Genomic DNA, 18,162 nt, shown 5'->3' with positions numbered 1-18,162 from the left:
AGGAGGGAACAGTAGTGAACAAAGGACAAGTACTACAAGTAATGGGTCCAGTTGTTGACGTTAAGTTTGACAACGGACAATTACCAGCTATTTATAACGCTTTAACTGTAGCGATTGAACGTCCAAACGAAGCGCCTACTACGTTAACGCTAGAAGTAGCTTTACACTTAGGAGATGACGCTGTTCGTACTATTGCAATGGCATCAACTGATGGTCTTAAGCGCGGTACGGAAGTAATTGATGCTGGTGCAGCGATTTCTGTTCCTGTTGGTGACGTAACACTAGGACGTGTATTCAACGTATTAGGTGAAGTTATCGACTTAGGAGAAGAAATTTCAGTGAATGATCGTCGTGATCCAATTCACCGTGCAGCTCCAACATTTGAAAATCTTTCAACAGAAGTTGAAATTCTTGAAACAGGTATTAAAGTAGTAGACCTACTTGCTCCATATATTAAAGGTGGTAAAATCGGTCTATTCGGTGGTGCCGGAGTAGGGAAAACAGTTCTTATCCAAGAACTGATCAACAATATTGCACAAGAACACGGTGGTATTTCGGTATTCGCTGGTGTTGGTGAGCGTACACGTGAAGGAAACGACTTATTCCATGAGATGAGCGATTCTGGCGTTATTAAGAAAACAGCAATGGTATTCGGTCAAATGAACGAGCCACCTGGAGCACGTATGCGAGTTGCATTAACTGGTCTTACAATGGCTGAATATTTCCGTGATGAACAAGGTGCAGACGTACTATTATTCATCGATAACATTTTCCGTTTTACACAAGCTGGTTCGGAAGTATCCGCACTATTAGGTCGTATGCCTTCTGCTGCTGGTTACCAACCAACACTTGCAACGGAAATGGGTCAATTACAAGAGCGTATCACGTCTACAAATACTGGTTCGGTTACATCTATCCAAGCGATCTATGTACCAGCCGATGACTATACGGATCCGGCTCCAGCAACAACATTTGCTCACTTAGATGCAACAACTAACCTAGAGCGTAAACTATCCGAGATGGGTATCTACCCAGCGGTGGATCCTTTAGCTTCTTCTTCTCGTGCGCTTTCACCAGAAATCGTAGGACAAGAGCATTATGAAGTAGCACGCCAAGTGCAATATACTTTACAGCGCTACAGAGAGCTTCAAGATATCATTGCAATCTTAGGTATGGATGAATTAGGGGACGATGACAAATTAACGGTTAACCGTGCACGTCGTATTCAGTTCTACCTATCTCAAAACTTCCACGTTGCGGAACAATTTACTGGTCAAAAAGGTTCATACGTTCCTGTTAAAGAAACAGTTCAAGGATTTAAACAAATTCTTGAAGGAAAATATGACCACCTTCCAGAAGATGCTTTCCGTCTAGTTGGACGCATTGAAGAAGTAGTTGAAAAAGCGAAAAGCATGGGCGTAGAAGTATAATAAATCGGACCAGGAGGTAAAAATATGAAGACACTTACAGTCAATATTGTCACTCCCGACGGCCCGGTATACGATTCTCAAGTCGACATGATCATCGCTAAAACAGCATCCGGTGAAATCGGTATTTTACCTGGACATATACCAACAGTTGCGCCACTTGTTATAGGTGCCGTTAAACTGAAAAAAGATGGGAAATCCGAGTACGTAGCAGTAAACGGCGGATTTGTTGAAGTTCGTCCTGAAAAGGTTTCGATTCTAACACAATCAGCTGAAGTTGCTTCCAATATCGATGTAGCTCGTGCGAAAGAATCGATGAAACGTGCAGAACAACGTCTTCAAGGAAAAGCAGATGCAACAGATTTTAATCGTGCAGAACTTTCATTGAAACGTGCGATGAATCGTATCAACGTTTATGAGGGTAACATTTAACTATATTTTGCATTATGGAACGGGCAGATAAAGTTCTGCCCGTTTTTTCTTGAATACATAGTTTGTGATGTTATAATACTAATCTAGCGTTTTTTTTATAACTAACTAGTAAGGAAAGGAAAATAAAATGGAGGACGATGAAAAATGGGTTTATTAAATAGCGAACAAGCAGTACTAGCGATTTTAGCAAATATTTTTTTTATCGGAATTTCTTTCTATGCATTACAGGCACTTATGCTGGACAGAATAATTAAAAAGAATCATGTGTTTCAAGCACAGCTTTTATTCATTTTGGGAAGCATTACAATAGGATCAATTGTCGCCAATTTTTTCTTGAACCTAACTGCATGGTCAGATCAATTACAATTTTTCTTTAATTAAAAACAGATCCTATATGCTCATGCAAATATTGGACAAGTTTGTATGAGCATGTAGAATCTGCTCGTATTTCCTGGGAAATAGTTTGTCGAATAGGTTTTGTTTAAAGCTATAGAGGGTAATAAAAATTATCTACACGAAAAGCCTGGGTATTACGTATAATACAACAAGAAAATATACTGAATTAGACATTGAAAATAGTGTTTTTGATGCTTGTATATAGTCGAATTACGTTGTATGATGAATATTGTTTTGAATACCTAAATATGACATCATACATATTTCTTTTATATAAAGCAAATGAGGATAAGAACGCGGAGGGAACGAAGTGGATAAAATCATTGTTAAAGGTGGCCAAACGTTAAACGGGAAGGTTCGAGTAGAAGGTGCAAAAAACGCCGTTCTACCAGTACTTGCTGCGGCATTGCTCGCTACAAACGGGAAAAACGTTATTAAAGATGTGCCTACACTTGCAGATGTTTTGACAATAAACGAGGTTTTAAAAAGTTTAAATACAGAAGTAGTATACAATCCTGAAAAAAATGAAGTGATTATTGATTCACAAGATAGACTTTCAAGTGAAGCTCAATTTGAGTATGTGCGCAAAATGCGTGCATCTATTCTTGTCATGGGTCCTATTTTGGCGCGCAACGGTTTTGCTCGTGTTGCGCTACCGGGTGGCTGTGCGATTGGATCACGTCCGATTGATCAACATTTAAAAGGGTTTGAAGCAATGGGTGCAGAAATTTCTTTTGGTAATGGCTTTGTTGAAGCAAAAACGAATGGTCGTTTACAAGGTGCCAAAATTTATCTCGATGTACCGAGCGTCGGCGCAACTGAAAATATTATGACAGCAGCAGCTCTTGCAAAAGGCACGACTGTTATCGAAAATGCTGCAAAAGAACCGGAAATTGTCGATTTAGCTAACTTCATCAACGAAATGGGCGGTAAAGTCAAAGGTGCTGGTACAGATACAATTCGTATCGAAGGAGTAAATGAACTTCACGGCACAGAACACCATATCATCCCAGATCGTATAGAAGCAGGCACTTTTATGGTAGCAGCAGCTATTACAAAAGGTGATGTAATTATCGAAAATGCGGTACCTGAGCATATGACTGCTCTAATTTCAAAAATGCAAGAAATGGGTGTAGAAATCACAGAAGAGGAACAAGGCCTTCGGGTAAAAGCTAGTGGCGATTTAAAATCAGTAGATATTAAAACAATGCCACATCCTGGTTTCCCAACTGATATGCAATCACAAATGATGGCATTAATGATGACGGCACACGGTACTGGCATTATTACAGAAACGGTTTTTGAAAATCGTTTCATGCACGTAGAAGAATTCCGCCGTATGAATGGCAACATGAAAATTGAAGGTCGCTCCGTTATAATGGAGTCTCCATCTGATCTTCAAGGCGCAGAAGTTGGTGCAACAGACTTACGTGCAGCAGCAGCATTAATCATCGCAGGCTTAGTTGCCAAAGGTATCACACGCGTAACTGAACTATATCATTTAGATCGCGGTTATGTGGACTTCGACAAGAAGCTTGCAGCACTTGGTGCAGACATTGAACGTATTGGAACAGAGAACCCTGAAAAAGCAATACAATTTGTGTAATATTATATGTAAAGCATTATTCATGTATTCGTGAATAGTGCTTTTTTGTGTTGGAGGAGGAGTTGGTTGCTTTCAGGCGAAGACTGGTTGCTCTTACTATGGGTTTGGTTTCCCTTAGCCATTTTCAGGTAGAAGGGCATTCGATTACGGAGTCATTTCTTATTCCATTGCTGTTTGGTTTCCACCAAGGCCACGTTAATTATTAAGTTTCATCGTATATTTTCTACCTCGAGACTGTCCGACTTTGCTTCATGCTTGTTGTTCAACTGTAAAAATTGTTGGCATTCTAGATTAGATATTGTGCTCTTTTAGATAAGAAAATAATCTTTTAGTGCGGATTCGTGTGCATAAGGATGAGAGGATTCGCATCTTGGGCAATACCAATTTCCTCTTGAATCTTAAAGAATTTTAAATGATTTTTAGGCATTCTTTTATAAAGAGCATGCAAAGCTTCTGTATATAGCGAAGCCGAATAGTTTTTGGCTATCATCATATCACCTCGCAAATAGCTTAGCATAATCTATGGGAAAATTAGAAACGGCAGAAATAGCGTTTTAGCATGTTATTAACAAGGGAATGAGATAGAAATGGCATTCTGAATGGAAACTAAGTATCAAAAATCAATTTTACTATAAATTTTTTTATATTCGTTGCTTTCACGCGTAAAATAGTTGCCCTTCGCCATATACCGTTATAATAATTCCTTTCAACCTTCTCTGCGTCAGAAAAAATCCACTCATGAGAACTCCCTCCTTCGCATATAGTTGTCCCATGAAACAAAATATCCTACTACTAATCCTATGCATCGGTCTCTTGTTATTACCTTTTTTATTGATCAAAGAAAAGCATGACGCAAAACCTGCACCAGTAGTCGATAAAGTATTAGAAGTAGACTGCCCAATACTAATAGATGTGGAAGGGGTCAAGGAGAAAATTCCTCTTGAAACATACGTACTAGGTGTCGTGGCTGCAGAAATGCCTGTTTCCTTCCATGAAGAAGCGTTAAAGGCGCAATCCATTGCGGCAAGGACGTATGTGCTAAGAGAAACAAACTATGGGGAAAAGTCGATCGACAAAACAGTGCAAAAACAAGTATACGCAACAATCGAGGATCGCAAGAAGAAATGGGGGGCCTCCTTCGAAGCATATGAGGACAAGCTTCAAAAAGTCATCGTAGCGACAGAAGGAGAAATTATTGTTTACAAAGATCAGCTGATCACTGCTATGTTCTTTTCTTCTAGTAACGGCCAAACAGAAAGCGCGGAAAATTACAGTGGATATGCGATACCTTATTTAGTCTCCGTACAAAGCGAGGCGGAAGAACAATATGCTCCAAATGTAAAAAAGCAATTTGAGTTCTCCCATAGAGAGTGGGCAAAAGCTTTTGGTATAAAGTGGTCTTCTAACATAGCAACTAGTTTTCAAGTTACAAAGACAGATACAAATCGTGTTGAGTCGATTCAAATGAATGGCAAGACATGGACTGGTAGAGAAGTTCGAACTCTACTTGGGCTACCCTCCACCGATTTCACAGTAACTTTTCAGAATGATAAAGTGGTAGTAAACACTGTGGGATATGGGCATGGGGTAGGGATGAGTCAGTACGGGGCTGAGGTGCTTGCGAACAATAATGCAAGCGCGCACGATATTTTATTGCACTATTATAAAGGAACAGAAATAAAAAGTTTTTCAGCATGTTTAAAATCTCCTTGATTTGCCAACAATGCAATTGAGGTGATGAAAATGAGAGAAGAACAATCAAACAAGACTTCTCAGAAGAAGAAAAACAATCCGAAAAAGCCATGGTTTTGGCCACTAGTGTATACTGGTTTTTCGGTAGCATTCGTAGGAATGATTTGGGGGTACAATGTCTATGTGAGCAATGATTCAGCAGAAGATGCTGAATGGAGCAAAACTGGTAACGAACCTGATAAAGTAGCAATTGAAACAAACGCTCAAACAGAAACGCTGAAATATCCATTTGAAGAAGCACTGTTTGATAAAGTGGAAGTTGTACAACATTATTACGACATGGAAGCTGATGAAACGACACGTGAAAAATCATTGCTCGTATTCAATCAAACTTACAGAACAAGCACAGGTGTCTCCCTATCTATGAATAGCGAACCTTTCGAAGTAGTAGCTGCAATGAGTGGGAAAGTAGAAGAAGTAAATTTGGATCCATTTGTAGGAGATGAAATTGTCTTAACGCATGCAAATGGTATGCAAACAAAATATCGCTCAGTCACTGGCATTCTAGTAAAAGTTGGAGACGAAGTAGAACAAGGGCAGCCTCTTGCATCTACATCAGAGAATGAATGGAATCCAACTGCAGGTAACCACTTGCAATTTGAAGTACTTGAAAACGGCGTTCTCGTAAATCCGGAATCATTACTAGCTTTTTAATTCATAATACCTGATACGTATGCATAAAGTGATGAAAAGTGTTCCTTTACTAACGAAAGGAAGAGTTGGTGCACGAAACGATTCGTCATAGATGTATACGTTTAGGTGAAATGGTCATTGAAACGAAAAAAACTGTCCGTGCCATCGCGAGCACAACCGGTCATTCCAAAAGTACTGTTCATAAGGACTTAACGGAAAGACTTCATTTAGTAGATCCGCAGCTAGCAAAAGAAGTGAAAGAAATTCTTGCGTATCATAAATCGGTCAGGCATTTGCGAGGTGGAGAAGCTACGAAAAGAAAATGGAAGTCAAAAAAGGAAGATAGAAAAGGTCGTGATTTGTAAAATCACGGCTTTTTCTTATGGATCAACTAGAGAGAACCCTAGATTGGTTGCTTTCGGAACGAATTGGTTGCCCTGCCCGAAGATTTGGTTGTTCATCCAGTCTAATTGGTTGCCTTAGCCACTTTCCCCAGTCAAATCGGTTCTCTAGCGTTAGCGTGAAAGTTGCTCTCACCCAAATCCAATCACCGCCAATCCTTCCTCCTCCATAAATTTATTTCCACCAGTCATACCTCGCAAATTCTACCTAATACGTTTCTAAAAAAAGTGTAATTCTGACAAAACTATGATAAAATAATAAGTTAGAGACGTATGGAAATTTACATATAAAAGGTTCTGACAGGGAAGGAGAAACACTGTTAATGTTTGCGAAGGATATTGGAATAGATTTAGGTACTGCGAACGTACTAATTCATGTAAAAGGAAAAGGGATTGTATTAAACGAACCTTCCGTTGTTGCCATAGATAGAAACACCAAAAAAGTGCTTGCAGTAGGCGAAGAAGCTCGTCAAATGGTCGGGAGAACTCCAGGTAACATCGTAGCGATTAGACCCCTTAAAGACGGTGTAATTGCCGATTTTGATATAACCGAAGCCATGCTCAAGTATTTCATTAATAGTTTGAATGTAAAAGGATTTTTGTCCAAACCACGCATTCTAATTTGTTGTCCCACAAACATTACAAGTGTCGAACAAAAAGCAATCCGTGAAGCAGCAGAGAAATCTGGCGGTAAAAAGATTTACTTAGAAGAAGAACCAAAAGTGGCGGCAATCGGTGCCGGCATGGATATATTCCAACCGAGCGGAAATATGGTTGTGGATATAGGAGGCGGTACAACAGATGTTGCGGTGCTATCAATGGGCGATATTGTAACTTCCGAATCCATTAAAATTGCTGGGGACGTTTTTGACAACGATATTCTTCAATATATTAAAAAAGAATATAAACTTTTAATCGGAGAACGTACAGCAGAAGATATTAAAATGACGATTGGCACAGTTTTCCCAGATAGCCGTAAGGAAGAAATGGATATTCGCGGGCGCGATATGGTGACAGGACTTCCGAGAACGATAACGATTCATTCAGACGAAATTGAAAAAGCATTACGAGAATCAGTTTCTGTTATTGTACAAGCTGCCAAAAATGTGCTTGAAAAAACGCCTCCTGAATTATCGGCAGATATTATTGACCGCGGTGTCATTATAACGGGCGGTGGAGCGCTGCTTCATGGAATGGACCACCTACTCATGGAAGAATTGAAAGTACCAGTATTTGTTGCAGAAGCACCAATGGATTGTGTCGCAATTGGAACCGGGATTATGTTAGATAATATTGATAAAATAACTAGACGCTAGTTAGAAAAGTGGAAGCGCCTATCTCTGCCACGACAGGCAAATGAGGATGGGGTAGGTCTGCAAAGTGCGCCACATCCTGTGGCAAAGCAGATATAACCCGCATCGTGCGGGCCAAGGAGGCAACTCTTCAGCCCACAGCTTTTTCACATTTGACCCCGAGGGGCAACGTTCTTCTGCGACGAGCTGTGCGCAGGAGCAAGGCGCTGCAACTAGACATTTGAATTAAACAACTTAGAGTGGAGGCTTTCTCATGTTTCGTGGATTTCATACAGTTGCATCGGGAATGATTGCGCAACAACGTAGAACAGAGTTGCTGACTAATAATATGGCAAATGCCAATACACCAGGATATAAAGCAGATCAAACAACGATTCGTTCTTTTCCGGACATGCTTATGTCTAGGCTTGGGCCTACTAAAATACCAACTGAAAATGCTATACATGGAAAGTATGCAGCAGAAATTGGTGGACTTGGAACCGGTGTATATATGCAAGAAACGATTGCACTATTAACACAAGGTCAATTGCAACAAACAGAGTTAAATACGGATATTGCCTTGATCGATGGAGCACTTCCGGTAGACGAGGAAACTGGTCAAACTGGTGCAGTATTTTATCGTTTGCAACATCCTGAAGAAGGAGAAGCCTACACTCGGAATGGTAATTTTACGCTAGATGCTGCAGGCTTTTTAACAAATGCGCAAGGATTATATGTGCTGGATAATAACGGGGAGCGAATTCAACTGCAAAATGATGATTTTCGATTAGCAGAAGATGGGCAAATTTTTGTAAATGATGCTTCCGTTGCACAAATAGATGTTTCATTTGCAGCACAGCCAGATACGTTATTAAAACAAGACAATGGTCTATTCCAAACAGCAGACGGTACAAACTTGCCATCTGCTTTCGATACAGCAAACGTGAGCTTCTCTATGCAGCAAGGGTATATTGAACGTTCAAACGTCGACGCACAAAAAACGATGACGGAACTTTTAACGGCGTACCGAGCATTTGAAGCCAACCAAAAAGTACTGCAAGCATACGACCAAAGCATGCAAAAAGCAGTGAACGAAGTAGGAAGAGTAAACTAATGAAGAAAGGAGGTCCACTTACATGTTACGTACAATGATCACTGCAACTAACACGATGTCGCAGCTCCAAAGCCAACTAGATATTATCGGAAATAATCTTTCCAACTCGGGCACCCATGGTTACAAAACAAAAGACGTGAAATTCCAAGAATTACTTTATCAGCAATACAATAACGACAAATTGGATAAAGCGGAAAGACAATCGCCTGTAGGAATTCGTTATGGAGTAGGAGCTTCTCTTGCCCAAACGCAGATGAATTGGAAACAAGGAAGCTTGCAATCTACTGGAAGAGACCTAGATTTTGCTTTTCAGGAACCGAAACAATACTTTAATGTGCTAATGCCAGATGGCGAAAATGGACAACAAACGGCATACACACGTCAAGGGGCATTTTATGTTTCACCACTTGAAAATGGTCAATTAATGCTCGTTAATGGCGATGGCTATCCAATAGCAGATAGTGCTGGACAAGTAATTACAATCCCAGAAAACGTTTCAAGCTTTTCGGTCAATGAAACAGGAATCCTTACAGCGACCTATCCAGACGGTGCAACAGTTCAGCGCGAACTAGTCGTGTCTGTTTTGCAAAAACCACAGTTAATGGAACAAATCTCTTCAACCTATATTGGGATGCCTACTAATCTGGATGAACTAGGCGTAAATGCAGAAGACGTAATGACGGATCTCCAAGGTGCAGAGCGAAGCGAAATTGCATTAACAAACCAAGTACTTGAAATGTCAAATGTGGATATATCAAAGGAAATGACCGATTTAATGACAGCGCAACGATCGTATCAATTCAATGCGCGTTCCATTACAATAGCAGACCAAATGATGGGTCTCATCAATGGAATAAGATAATCATTTCCGTAAGGAGTTAAACTTATGACACAAGAAGTAAAAATCTCTGGCAGACGACAGCGACGATTAGAAAAAGAGCAAGAGCAAACAGCGGAACCTAAAAAAACATATTGGGTACAAATTCGTATGTTTCCTATTTGGCTGCGTATACTACTTTGCATCATACTTTTTGCTGGAGCAGCCGCTACTGGATTAATGGTAGGATATGGCGTTTTAGGTGACGGTAAGCCAACAGATGCACTGAAATGGGAAACATACCAACATATTTTAGATATAAAAGATGGGAAATAGGAGGACGTTTCTATGTTAACAACAGAGCAAGTACAAGCACTTTTACCTCATCGTTATCCATTTTTAATGATAGATCGTATTCTGGAATTAGAAGAAGGAAAACGAGCTGTAGGTTTGAAGAATGTAACGATTAACGAAGATTTTTTTAATGGTCATTTTCCTGGATACCCAGTAATGCCAGGCGTATTGATCGTTGAGGCTCTTGCACAAGTAGGAGCAGTAGCTGTTTTACAAATTCCTGAAAACAAAGGAAGACTCGCGTTCTTTACAGGCATTGATAATTGCCGTTTCAAACGACAAGTAAAACCAGGCGATCAATTAAAATTAGAAGTGGAACTGACAAGATTACGTGGAGCAATGGGCAAAGGTCACGGCATTGCAACAGTAGACGGTGAGCTTGTTTGTGAAGCAGACATCCTATTTGCATTAGGTCCAGTAGTAGAGAATGCTTAATAATAGTATTCCTTTATTCGCTTAAAAATACAGTTAGTTAACATGTAAAAACAGGCAAGTTTGCCATGGCATAGTTCCTTCTTTTCCTGGACAACCTATCGTAAGTCACAAAAATGTGATGAACAAAATCCAGGAAGGAGGAATTTTTTAATGCTAAAAAAAGCTTTGCCGGTAGTGGCTCTTAGTTCTGTTTTGTTAGTTGGGTGTAATATGAACGATGATAACGTTCCAAATAATAACGAAACGCCGATGGAAGATGTTCGGGAAGGTGTGGACAAAATAGTTCCAGATCCTAACGTGAATACACCATCGCCAACTAATGAAAATGGAAATGATAATTTCAACAATAACTTTGATAACGATGGTTATAACGGCGGAGCAAACGGAGCTAACAACGGTATTAATGATGCACAGCCGAATATGCAAAATGAGAACGTTCCTAATGTAAGTGACGGTCCAATTGCACAACCGGATACGGGGAATAATGCAGATATGAATACCAATGAAGGCGTAATCCGAAAAGACGAAAACAACAAATAATGATTAAAAAGCTGATTCCTTTTGGGAGTCAGCTTTTTTTAGTATAGACAAAATGTTCTTGACTACGCATTATTCATCCCTTTTTAAAGTAGGTCTCGTTTTCATATCATGTTCAAACTTCGCTAAAAGTTCTTCGCCGGTCAATCCTTCTTCGATTAAATCAGAAAGCAGAGACTCTGCATATTTTCTTCTCGCACGTTTCAACGTACCACGCAATAATACCGATAAATGATCTCCGATTTGTTTCACTGAATAAGTTACTACTTCAAAATGTGCAGGTTCGTTTTCTGGGTAAGAAATAACCACCTTTGCTTTAAATAATTCACCGGAAGTTTTCAATTCATTAAAAAAGTCCTCATATTTTTGATCGATAAACAATTCTAATATCCATGAACGACTTGTATTCTCCTGGTTGATGACAATTCCATCTTCCAGTGCAATTTGCATTTCTTTACTTTCTCGAATAATATCAACGGAAATCATTTTGAATGTTTTCATAGACAGTCCATCCACCTTTACAGGGTTTATTACTACCTATTATAGCATAGCAGTGTTCCCTATAAAAAAACTTACGGAAATACCAAAATTGTATTTTGGATTTTCCTTTTATAGAGTCTATTAGCATCGGGGAGTAATGAAGAAATACAAAATACCATTTCTAACAAGAAAAGCCCTGGTAAATGAAATTGTTGACTTTTGCTAACAATTTAATGAGACGTTATGATGTTGCCATTGAGACAAAAGGAGGTGACAAAAGTGAACACGGTTTCGATAATCGGACGAATGACAAAAGCTCCACAGCTCAAGTATTTATCGGAAGGAAGGTTACAAACAAGCTTTGTCCTTGCCGTAAATAAAGGATATAAAAGTGATGATGCGGACTTTGTGCTATGCACGATTTGGGGTAAGCTCGCAGAAACGACGGTCAAGTATTGTGGGAAAGGCTCACTTGTTGGGATATCAGGTAGGCTAAATACGAGATCATATGATAAAGGCGATGGAACAAGAGTATTTGTGACAGAGGTAGTTGTGGAGGATATCCGATTTCTAGTGACTAAAAAACGAGACGAAGAAGAACAAAATGGTATGCAATCGATTGCTACACAGGAACACTCCAAGAATGAAGAAACAGATTTTGAGTTTCCAGCAACACAATCCAATCAACTTCCAGTATAGAAAGCGAAGACCGCAAAACTTTGCTGTTACAAAAGAGGAAAACCTGACCGGTGAAGCTCGGTCAGGTTTTAATATCAAATCGACAATGTTAATAAATCTTTTATATCCGCATCTGACATTTCCGTGATCCACTGACTTGAATGAATCAATTCTTCCGATAATGCCTGTTTTTCCTCTAGTAGCTTATCGATTTTTTCTTCAATAGTACCAATAGTAATAAATTTATGGACATGCACAAAGTTTGTCTGACCAATCCGATATGCCCGATCGGTTGCCTGATTTTCGACAGCTGGATTCCACCAGCGGTCGGCATGCAATACATGGCTTGCAGCTGTTAAATTTAAGCCAGTTCCACCAGCTTTTAATGATAAAAGGAATACAGGAAATTCCTTCGCCTGGAAAGCAGCTACTAAATGATCACGCTGATTTTTCGGCATGCTTCCAGTTAAAAATGGGGCGTCGACTTCATATAGTTCGGTCAAGCAATGCTGCAGTAAATGTCCCATTCCAATATATTGAGTGAAAATCAGACATTGTTCACCGCGAGCTGCAATTTCACCTGCCAGTGTCACGATTTGCGCCAGTTTTTCAGAACGTTCAAGCATATCTTCGGCATCATCGAACGGCTCTTTCAAATAAAGCGCGGGATGATTACAGAGCTGTTTTAGTTTACTTAGCATTTTTAAAATGAGTCCCTTTTTCTCAAAACCAGAAAGTGTATCAAGTTTACTCACTGTTTCTTGAATAAGCGATTCATATAAGGCAGCCTGCTCGGTAGTCAACGCACAATATTCACGTTGTTCTAGTTTTTCAGGTAAGTTGAGCAGAAGCTCTGGATCTTGTTTCGTTCTTCTTAATAAGAAAGGCTGAATTTTTACCCGTAGCTTATGCTTAGTCGCATTTGAATTATCTCGTTCAATAGGCACAATATAGTTTTCCTGAAATTTACCGAACGAGCCTAAATAGCCTTTATGGATAAAATCGAAAATAGACCAAAGCTCTGATAATCTGTTCTCGACAGGCGTTCCAGTTAATGCGATATGATGTGCGCCTTTTAGCTTTCGAATGGCACGAGACTGCTTCGTATGCATGTTTTTAATATTTTGTGCCTCATCAAGTGTAATACTAGACCAAACAATTTCTTCAAGTGATTCTGCATCTTGCATGGCAGTTCCGAATGTGGTGATGACAACATCTGCAGTCAAATCTATTTCTTTTGTACGAGTAGAGCCATAATGCGTCTGAACTTTCAAAGAAGGTGCAAATTTTGCCAGCTCTTTTTGCCAATTTCCTAAAACGGAAGTCGGACAAATGATAAGCGAAGGTGTTTCTCGCTTTTCATTTTCGTGAACATGCAATAAGTAGGAGATTAATTGCACCGTTTTTCCAAGCCCCATATCATCCGCTAAACAAGCCCCGAATTGTTCGTTACGCATGAAGGCAAGCCATTCCAGACCAAGCTGTTGATAAGGACGTAGCGTAGTCAATAAATTAGGAGAAACGGCGACTGCAGGAAATCCTTTTTTCTCGGAAAGCTGTTCCATGAGTGTTTGAAGGGATTTTTGCATTTCAAATTGGAATAATGGATCCTCATCTGACTCTTCGTCATCATCTAGCATCAGGGCCATTTCTTCGGGTATCTCTCGGAATAGTAGCTCTTTCACTGTCCAATTTTCGTCCTCTGATTTTTTCATTAGCTCGCGTATTTCATGCATCCATGCAGCATCTATGCGGAACCATTCATTGCCGGCTTGAATATAAGATCGGTTTTCGCTTACAAGACGCTGGAAATCCTCCGTTGAAATTTCTTGGCCGTTTAAAGAGAAACTCCAGTTAAATTGCAAAATTTCATTGAGACCAGCAGTAGTTTTATACGTATTCGCAGTTTTGGCAATTGTTTTGACGCGCATTTTTGTATCTTTTACCGCTTTTAACCATGCAGGAAGTACAATTTCAAATCCGAGCGCTTGTAGTTTGACTAAGTCATCTCGCAAGAATATGCGAACTTCTTCATCCGATAATGTAGAGGAGAAGAATATGTCCGGATTCAAGCTATCAATCGAAGAGATAAGGGAAAACATTTTCGATTGTATTTCTTCTATGAAGCTGCTAAATTCGCTCCATTTATCAGGTAAAGCTTCTTTGATTGGTAGCATTTTTTTACGATATGCCGGTGTCCAGTATACGCTGCTTTTCTTCCCGCGAACGACTGTTTCGAGTAGCCACGTGTCATCAAGTGCTTCTGGTTCGGATAATCGCAGGGCAACGAGTATATTTGGATGCTTCGTTTGCGATTTGATCGGCCAGCCGCCTTGTTGGAAAAATGGGATAAGTGCAGGTATATCTTCCAACGTAAGACCAGCTTGATACAGCTTTTGTGTGACAGCATTCGAAATTAGCGCCCTCGCTTTTTCATCAATTGGCGCTTTCACTTCAAATCTATTGTCTTTTAATTGGAGCTGGTCCCATAAGTTTGGACTTGCCCAAACGTTTGCTGCTTCTTTAAATGTTTGCAACCAATTGTTAGAGTCCTCGTTTACACCGGAAAAAGTAACAAAAGGATGTTTTTTTCCGGAAAAAAGTTCAACTAATTCAACTGGCGAAGCAATAAGTGCATTGTCTTCCACTTGTGTGTTAAGTCCAAAATAACTTTCCCGATGGTCTATATATAAATAGGGAACCCATTGTTCTGCAGGGCTGATTGCCGTTGTTAAATGGAAGTTCCCATTTTCAGTGGCGTGAATATGGAGTGAAAAATCTTTTGTAATAGATAAAGGCTGGGTCATAATGGCAAGTTTCCTTTCTCTATTTCTTGTTGTAATGCACGAAGTCGTTTGTATTTTTCACGTACGTTTTCTACATATGCATTCCAATAATCGGTGTCATTTGATTTCTTGGCTACTTGTTTCATCTTCTTCCAAATGCGGACTGCTTGTTTATAGCTATATCGATTTTTTTCTTGGATAAAACGCATCGCATAATGATGATAAAGCGGAAGCAATACTTCTGGAGCTTCTTCCTTTACGACAGGCAAGCCGCAAGCCTCTGCATATTCGAGTGATGAATTTGCCGACTGATGCAGTGCCATCCAATCACGGTAACGTTTCTCTTTTAATAACAAAGTCGAATAAGACTGTATTCCATACAGCCCAAATGATTGATATAGCTTTTCAAGTTCTTCTGATTCCAACTGGATTGTTGCAAATAACAACTCCAACCGGCGAATGAGCATGACGCGTGATGGATTGGTAACCACTTCATTTAGATAGTGGGAAATATGCGGCAATAACTTCCTTGCAAGATTATTCACCATATCTTTATTGGTCATGTGAAGTGCTTTTTCGCAAACTTCCAGCCATTCTAATAGTTGCTCCGTTTCCATCTTCTCAGCTGCTGCAAGCAATTCATAAGTCATAGATAACGTAAGATAGAAGTATGGCAATACGATATTCAAAGGAATATCTTCATCTGTTTTATCCAGTTGCTCTAAATACTCTACCTCTTCTAGACGAGTCTTTTTATCCGTTACAAGAGCGTCCCAAAATGCTAAATATACATGCTTTCGAAAACGAAAAAGGGACTCGGATTCGAAGTAAAAAGAGCGAACACGTTTCATCATGTCATCGTAAAATGGATCTGCAGCGAACATTCTTGGCTTGGAAGCTAGTTGTGCCAAAGAGTCATCCAGTTCATCTACATACTCATGTAAAAAATGAAAAACGCGATTGCGCATATTCGAATCGGCAAATGGCTCTAAATAAGGCCAAAGTTTGACTAGGATCGACAGATTTACATACACATCATAAATCGGCTGCCATTCTCTTTCAAAAGGACGAGATTTTTTAATTTGCGCTTTCAAATCATGCACGGCAAATTCTAATAAATAAAAACTCGTAGGCGGATATTGAGAAATGAACTTTCGGAAGAAGTTTTCGACGATTAGCTCCCAACTTCTAGGACTACGTTCATCCTTTAACAAAGTTAGCTGAGTCATATCATCATTGGCACGCCACTCCGAAATCCATGTCGATAACGAATCATTTTGTTGATACAAATAAAAAACAGCTGCCACAATATGCCGACAAGGTTTCTGCATCGGGCAAGGACAGTTAAAACGATTGTGTAATAGGTCATAAGATACGTCAATATTGCTAACATCACGAACCGTGAAATCGATTTTGTGATCCTGCGGATAGTAATTAGAAATAGAAACTGCCCCATTGCGCACAAAAAAAGTGGCACGTCGAACAAGCTCTTCGTCCTCTAAAATAGCAGGATGTAGCTTCTTTTCAATCATGTCCATTGATTGGTAAATATACTTTTTATAATGCGCGGCAAGTTTTTGGTAAGAAGTAAGGTTCAAGGGAATCTCTCCTAAGAAAAAAGGCTTTCCTTCCATTATACGTATAATCGAACGAGAATAAAAGCCGCACCTATTATTTAATAAAGAAAAGCTAAAATGAATGGCAGGTTTATTTGGAAGGTGATTTCTATGTTATTTAATAGTCCTTTAGTAAAATCAGTTTTCTTTCAAAGGAACAAGGTATCATTTTCTACTAATGAATGAAAATTTACAATAATTAACCTAATCTTTGTATTATTTAGGAAATAGTATGTTACTATAATTAGGAGGGAATTGGGGTTAAATTGATAAAAAGGAAGTGTAGGAAATAGAGAGAATACAGTTGCATATACCTAATTTATTGGGTATTCTAACTCACCAACCGACGATGGAGCCAGGAAAATTAAAATTGGTTGGTGCGAAGGCCAATAATTTAAGGTATTTGAATAATGATCCCTCAAGAGTAGAAACAAGTATTAAACAAATTGTAGCGGAAGATTTCACCGTTTATGATTTGGAGTTAGATTTTGAAACAGAAACCTTTACATTCTATTTAGAAAACGACAGTGAACTAAACGAATCGGAAATTCTACAAAAAGTATTTAAGACGTTTGCAATCAGATATGGTCCTTCAAAGGTCGGTTTTTTCTCTTATGCAAAAGGAAGAAATGAACCAACTGCTTTATTAGTAAAAAGATAAAATCCAAAAAGCAAATGCGACCTGCATTTGCTTTTTTACGCTTGAAACTTCGCTAAACACGGGAGATGCACTACACGAAAAATGTAAAATATGATAAACTAATAGTAATCAGAAAATTCTAATATAAGGAGGGGATGACATGCTACTCGTACAATTAATGAAACCATTTTACACAAAGCAAGAAGGCAATCGAATAAAATTAGTTTTTGCATACCAATACTTCTCCATCCGCAAAGATGATGAATTATTTCATTTTATACCAGTCGAAGGGAAGGAAATCATAGTTAATGCAGAAACATTGCAAGTGGAGAACCTAGCAGAAATTTTTGTTTTTCAAAAAGGAAACCGATATATCCGTCTACCACTCTATCAACTATTAGTCGTTTCAGATGTCCATAAGCATTTACAGGCAATCATTGAAACAAATGTCCATATGAATTTAAGTTCTTCATCTCTAGAAAATGCTGCTACAGTTATACAGGAGCTAGAAGAAAAAAACTATGAACGCATGATTGATTATGCATTATTGCATAGAGACATTAGCCTATTCAACAAATTACAACAATATAAAGAATTTAATGGGGGTTTTCCCAATTGAATAATACGAACACATAGAAACACCTAACACACAAAAACTGATAGGTGTTTTTATGATTCTAAAACGAAATGAAAAAGGGAAGAAAGAAAACAAAACCACTTGATCCAAGCCCCCCCAACAAAATATCCCCCAACTGAAACCTGGTCA

General features: G+C 39.1%; 20 protein-coding genes. 16 read left to right on the top strand and 4 right to left on the bottom strand.

Features of this window, described 5'->3' with window-relative positions:
• Positions 1-14: 14 nt before the first annotated feature.
• The 4 genes from atpD (at position 15) to murA (ending at position 3,861) form a co-directional block, all read left to right on the top strand.
• Positions 15-1,430 carry a F0F1 ATP synthase subunit beta gene (gene atpD / locus FG382_RS05605; RefSeq protein WP_142537921.1) on the top strand — a complete coding sequence of 472 codons (1,416 nt, stop codon included), beginning with the start codon at positions 15-17 and terminating at the stop codon, positions 1,428-1,430.
• A 24-nt stretch (positions 1,431-1,454) separates the two neighbouring features.
• Positions 1,455-1,859, top strand: coding sequence for a F0F1 ATP synthase subunit epsilon (locus FG382_RS05600; RefSeq protein ID WP_142537920.1), 405 nt, complete (start codon positions 1,455-1,457; stop codon positions 1,857-1,859).
• Positions 1,860-2,003: 144 nt separating this feature from the next.
• A complete protein-coding gene (locus FG382_RS05595) occupies positions 2,004-2,240 on the top strand; it encodes a DUF1146 family protein (RefSeq protein ID WP_142537919.1) in 237 nt (78 codons plus the stop codon).
• Between the two features lie 325 nt (positions 2,241-2,565).
• Positions 2,566-3,861, top strand: coding sequence for a UDP-N-acetylglucosamine 1-carboxyvinyltransferase (murA, locus tag FG382_RS05590; RefSeq protein WP_142537918.1), 1,296 nt, complete (start codon positions 2,566-2,568; stop codon positions 3,859-3,861).
• Between the two features lie 328 nt (positions 3,862-4,189).
• Here the strand turns inward: murA and FG382_RS22550 are convergent, their stop codons facing one another.
• Positions 4,190-4,351, bottom strand: coding sequence for a hypothetical protein (locus tag FG382_RS22550; protein ID WP_170206460.1), 162 nt, complete (start codon positions 4,349-4,351; stop codon positions 4,190-4,192).
• A 281-nt stretch (positions 4,352-4,632) separates the two neighbouring features.
• Here FG382_RS22550 and spoIID point away from each other — a divergent pair, with 281 nt between their 5' ends.
• The 9 genes from spoIID (at position 4,633) to FG382_RS05545 (ending at position 11,199) form a co-directional block, all read left to right on the top strand.
• Entirely contained in the window at positions 4,633-5,574 is a 942-nt protein-coding gene (gene spoIID, locus FG382_RS05585; protein ID WP_142537917.1) for a stage II sporulation protein D, read from the top strand.
• Between the two features lie 30 nt (positions 5,575-5,604).
• On the top strand, positions 5,605-6,267 hold the full coding sequence (locus FG382_RS05580) for a M23 family metallopeptidase (protein WP_142537916.1): 663 nt from the start codon (positions 5,605-5,607) through the stop codon (positions 6,265-6,267).
• 68 nt (positions 6,268-6,335) lie between these two features.
• Complete coding sequence (locus FG382_RS05575; RefSeq protein ID WP_142537915.1) at positions 6,336-6,611, top strand: sporulation transcriptional regulator SpoIIID; 276 nt, start codon at positions 6,336-6,338, stop codon at positions 6,609-6,611.
• A gap of 359 nt (positions 6,612-6,970) precedes the next feature.
• On the top strand, positions 6,971-7,963 hold the full coding sequence (mreB, locus tag FG382_RS05570; protein WP_142537914.1) for a rod shape-determining protein: 993 nt from the start codon (positions 6,971-6,973) through the stop codon (positions 7,961-7,963).
• Between the two features lie 250 nt (positions 7,964-8,213).
• Positions 8,214-9,053 (top strand): flagellar hook-basal body protein, encoded by an 840-nt coding sequence (locus FG382_RS05565; RefSeq protein WP_142537913.1) that lies wholly within the window; start codon positions 8,214-8,216, stop codon positions 9,051-9,053.
• 22 nt (positions 9,054-9,075) lie between these two features.
• Positions 9,076-9,915 (top strand): flagellar hook-basal body protein, encoded by an 840-nt coding sequence (locus FG382_RS05560; protein WP_142537912.1) that lies wholly within the window; start codon positions 9,076-9,078, stop codon positions 9,913-9,915.
• Positions 9,916-9,939: 24 nt separating this feature from the next.
• Positions 9,940-10,206 (top strand): DNA-directed RNA polymerase subunit beta, encoded by a 267-nt coding sequence (locus tag FG382_RS05555; protein ID WP_142537911.1) that lies wholly within the window; start codon positions 9,940-9,942, stop codon positions 10,204-10,206.
• Positions 10,207-10,218: 12 nt separating this feature from the next.
• Positions 10,219-10,659 carry a 3-hydroxyacyl-ACP dehydratase FabZ gene (gene fabZ, locus FG382_RS05550; protein ID WP_142537910.1) on the top strand — a complete coding sequence of 147 codons (441 nt, stop codon included), beginning with the start codon at positions 10,219-10,221 and terminating at the stop codon, positions 10,657-10,659.
• A gap of 150 nt (positions 10,660-10,809) precedes the next feature.
• Complete coding sequence (locus FG382_RS05545; protein ID WP_142537909.1) at positions 10,810-11,199, top strand: hypothetical protein; 390 nt, start codon at positions 10,810-10,812, stop codon at positions 11,197-11,199.
• A 69-nt stretch (positions 11,200-11,268) separates the two neighbouring features.
• On the opposite strand, the gene FG382_RS05540 is transcribed toward FG382_RS05545, so the two are convergent.
• Positions 11,269-11,697 carry a YwpF family protein gene (locus tag FG382_RS05540; RefSeq protein WP_142537908.1) on the bottom strand — a complete coding sequence of 143 codons (429 nt, stop codon included), beginning with the start codon at positions 11,695-11,697 and terminating at the stop codon, positions 11,269-11,271.
• 258 nt (positions 11,698-11,955) lie between these two features.
• Here FG382_RS05540 and FG382_RS05535 point away from each other — a divergent pair, with 258 nt between their 5' ends.
• Positions 11,956-12,375 (top strand): single-stranded DNA-binding protein, encoded by a 420-nt coding sequence (locus FG382_RS05535; RefSeq protein WP_142537907.1) that lies wholly within the window; start codon positions 11,956-11,958, stop codon positions 12,373-12,375.
• A gap of 74 nt (positions 12,376-12,449) precedes the next feature.
• Here the strand turns inward: FG382_RS05535 and FG382_RS05530 are convergent, their stop codons facing one another.
• Both FG382_RS05530 and FG382_RS05525 read right to left on the bottom strand, forming a co-directional pair.
• Positions 12,450-15,161, bottom strand: coding sequence for a DEAD/DEAH box helicase (locus FG382_RS05530; protein WP_142537906.1), 2,712 nt, complete (start codon positions 15,159-15,161; stop codon positions 12,450-12,452).
• Positions 15,158-16,738, bottom strand: a complete 1,581-nt coding sequence (locus FG382_RS05525; RefSeq protein WP_142537905.1) for a hypothetical protein — start codon at positions 16,736-16,738, stop codon at positions 15,158-15,160. Before FG382_RS05525 ends, FG382_RS05530 begins: the two co-directional genes overlap by 4 nt.
• A gap of 322 nt (positions 16,739-17,060) precedes the next feature.
• Between FG382_RS05525 and FG382_RS05520 the strand changes: the two genes are divergently transcribed.
• Both FG382_RS05520 and FG382_RS05515 read left to right on the top strand, forming a co-directional pair.
• Positions 17,061-17,417, top strand: a complete 357-nt coding sequence (locus FG382_RS05520; RefSeq protein WP_142537904.1) for a hypothetical protein — start codon at positions 17,061-17,063, stop codon at positions 17,415-17,417.
• Between the two features lie 139 nt (positions 17,418-17,556).
• Positions 17,557-18,015 carry a transcriptional regulator gene (locus FG382_RS05515; RefSeq protein WP_142537903.1) on the top strand — a complete coding sequence of 153 codons (459 nt, stop codon included), beginning with the start codon at positions 17,557-17,559 and terminating at the stop codon, positions 18,013-18,015.
• Positions 18,016-18,162: the final 147 nt, after the last annotated feature.

The organism is Psychrobacillus lasiicapitis, from assembly GCF_006861795.1.
Taxonomy (GTDB): Bacteria; Bacillota; Bacilli; order Bacillales_A; family Planococcaceae; genus Psychrobacillus; species Psychrobacillus lasiicapitis.
This window is presented reverse-complemented; position numbering and strand designations above follow the sequence as displayed.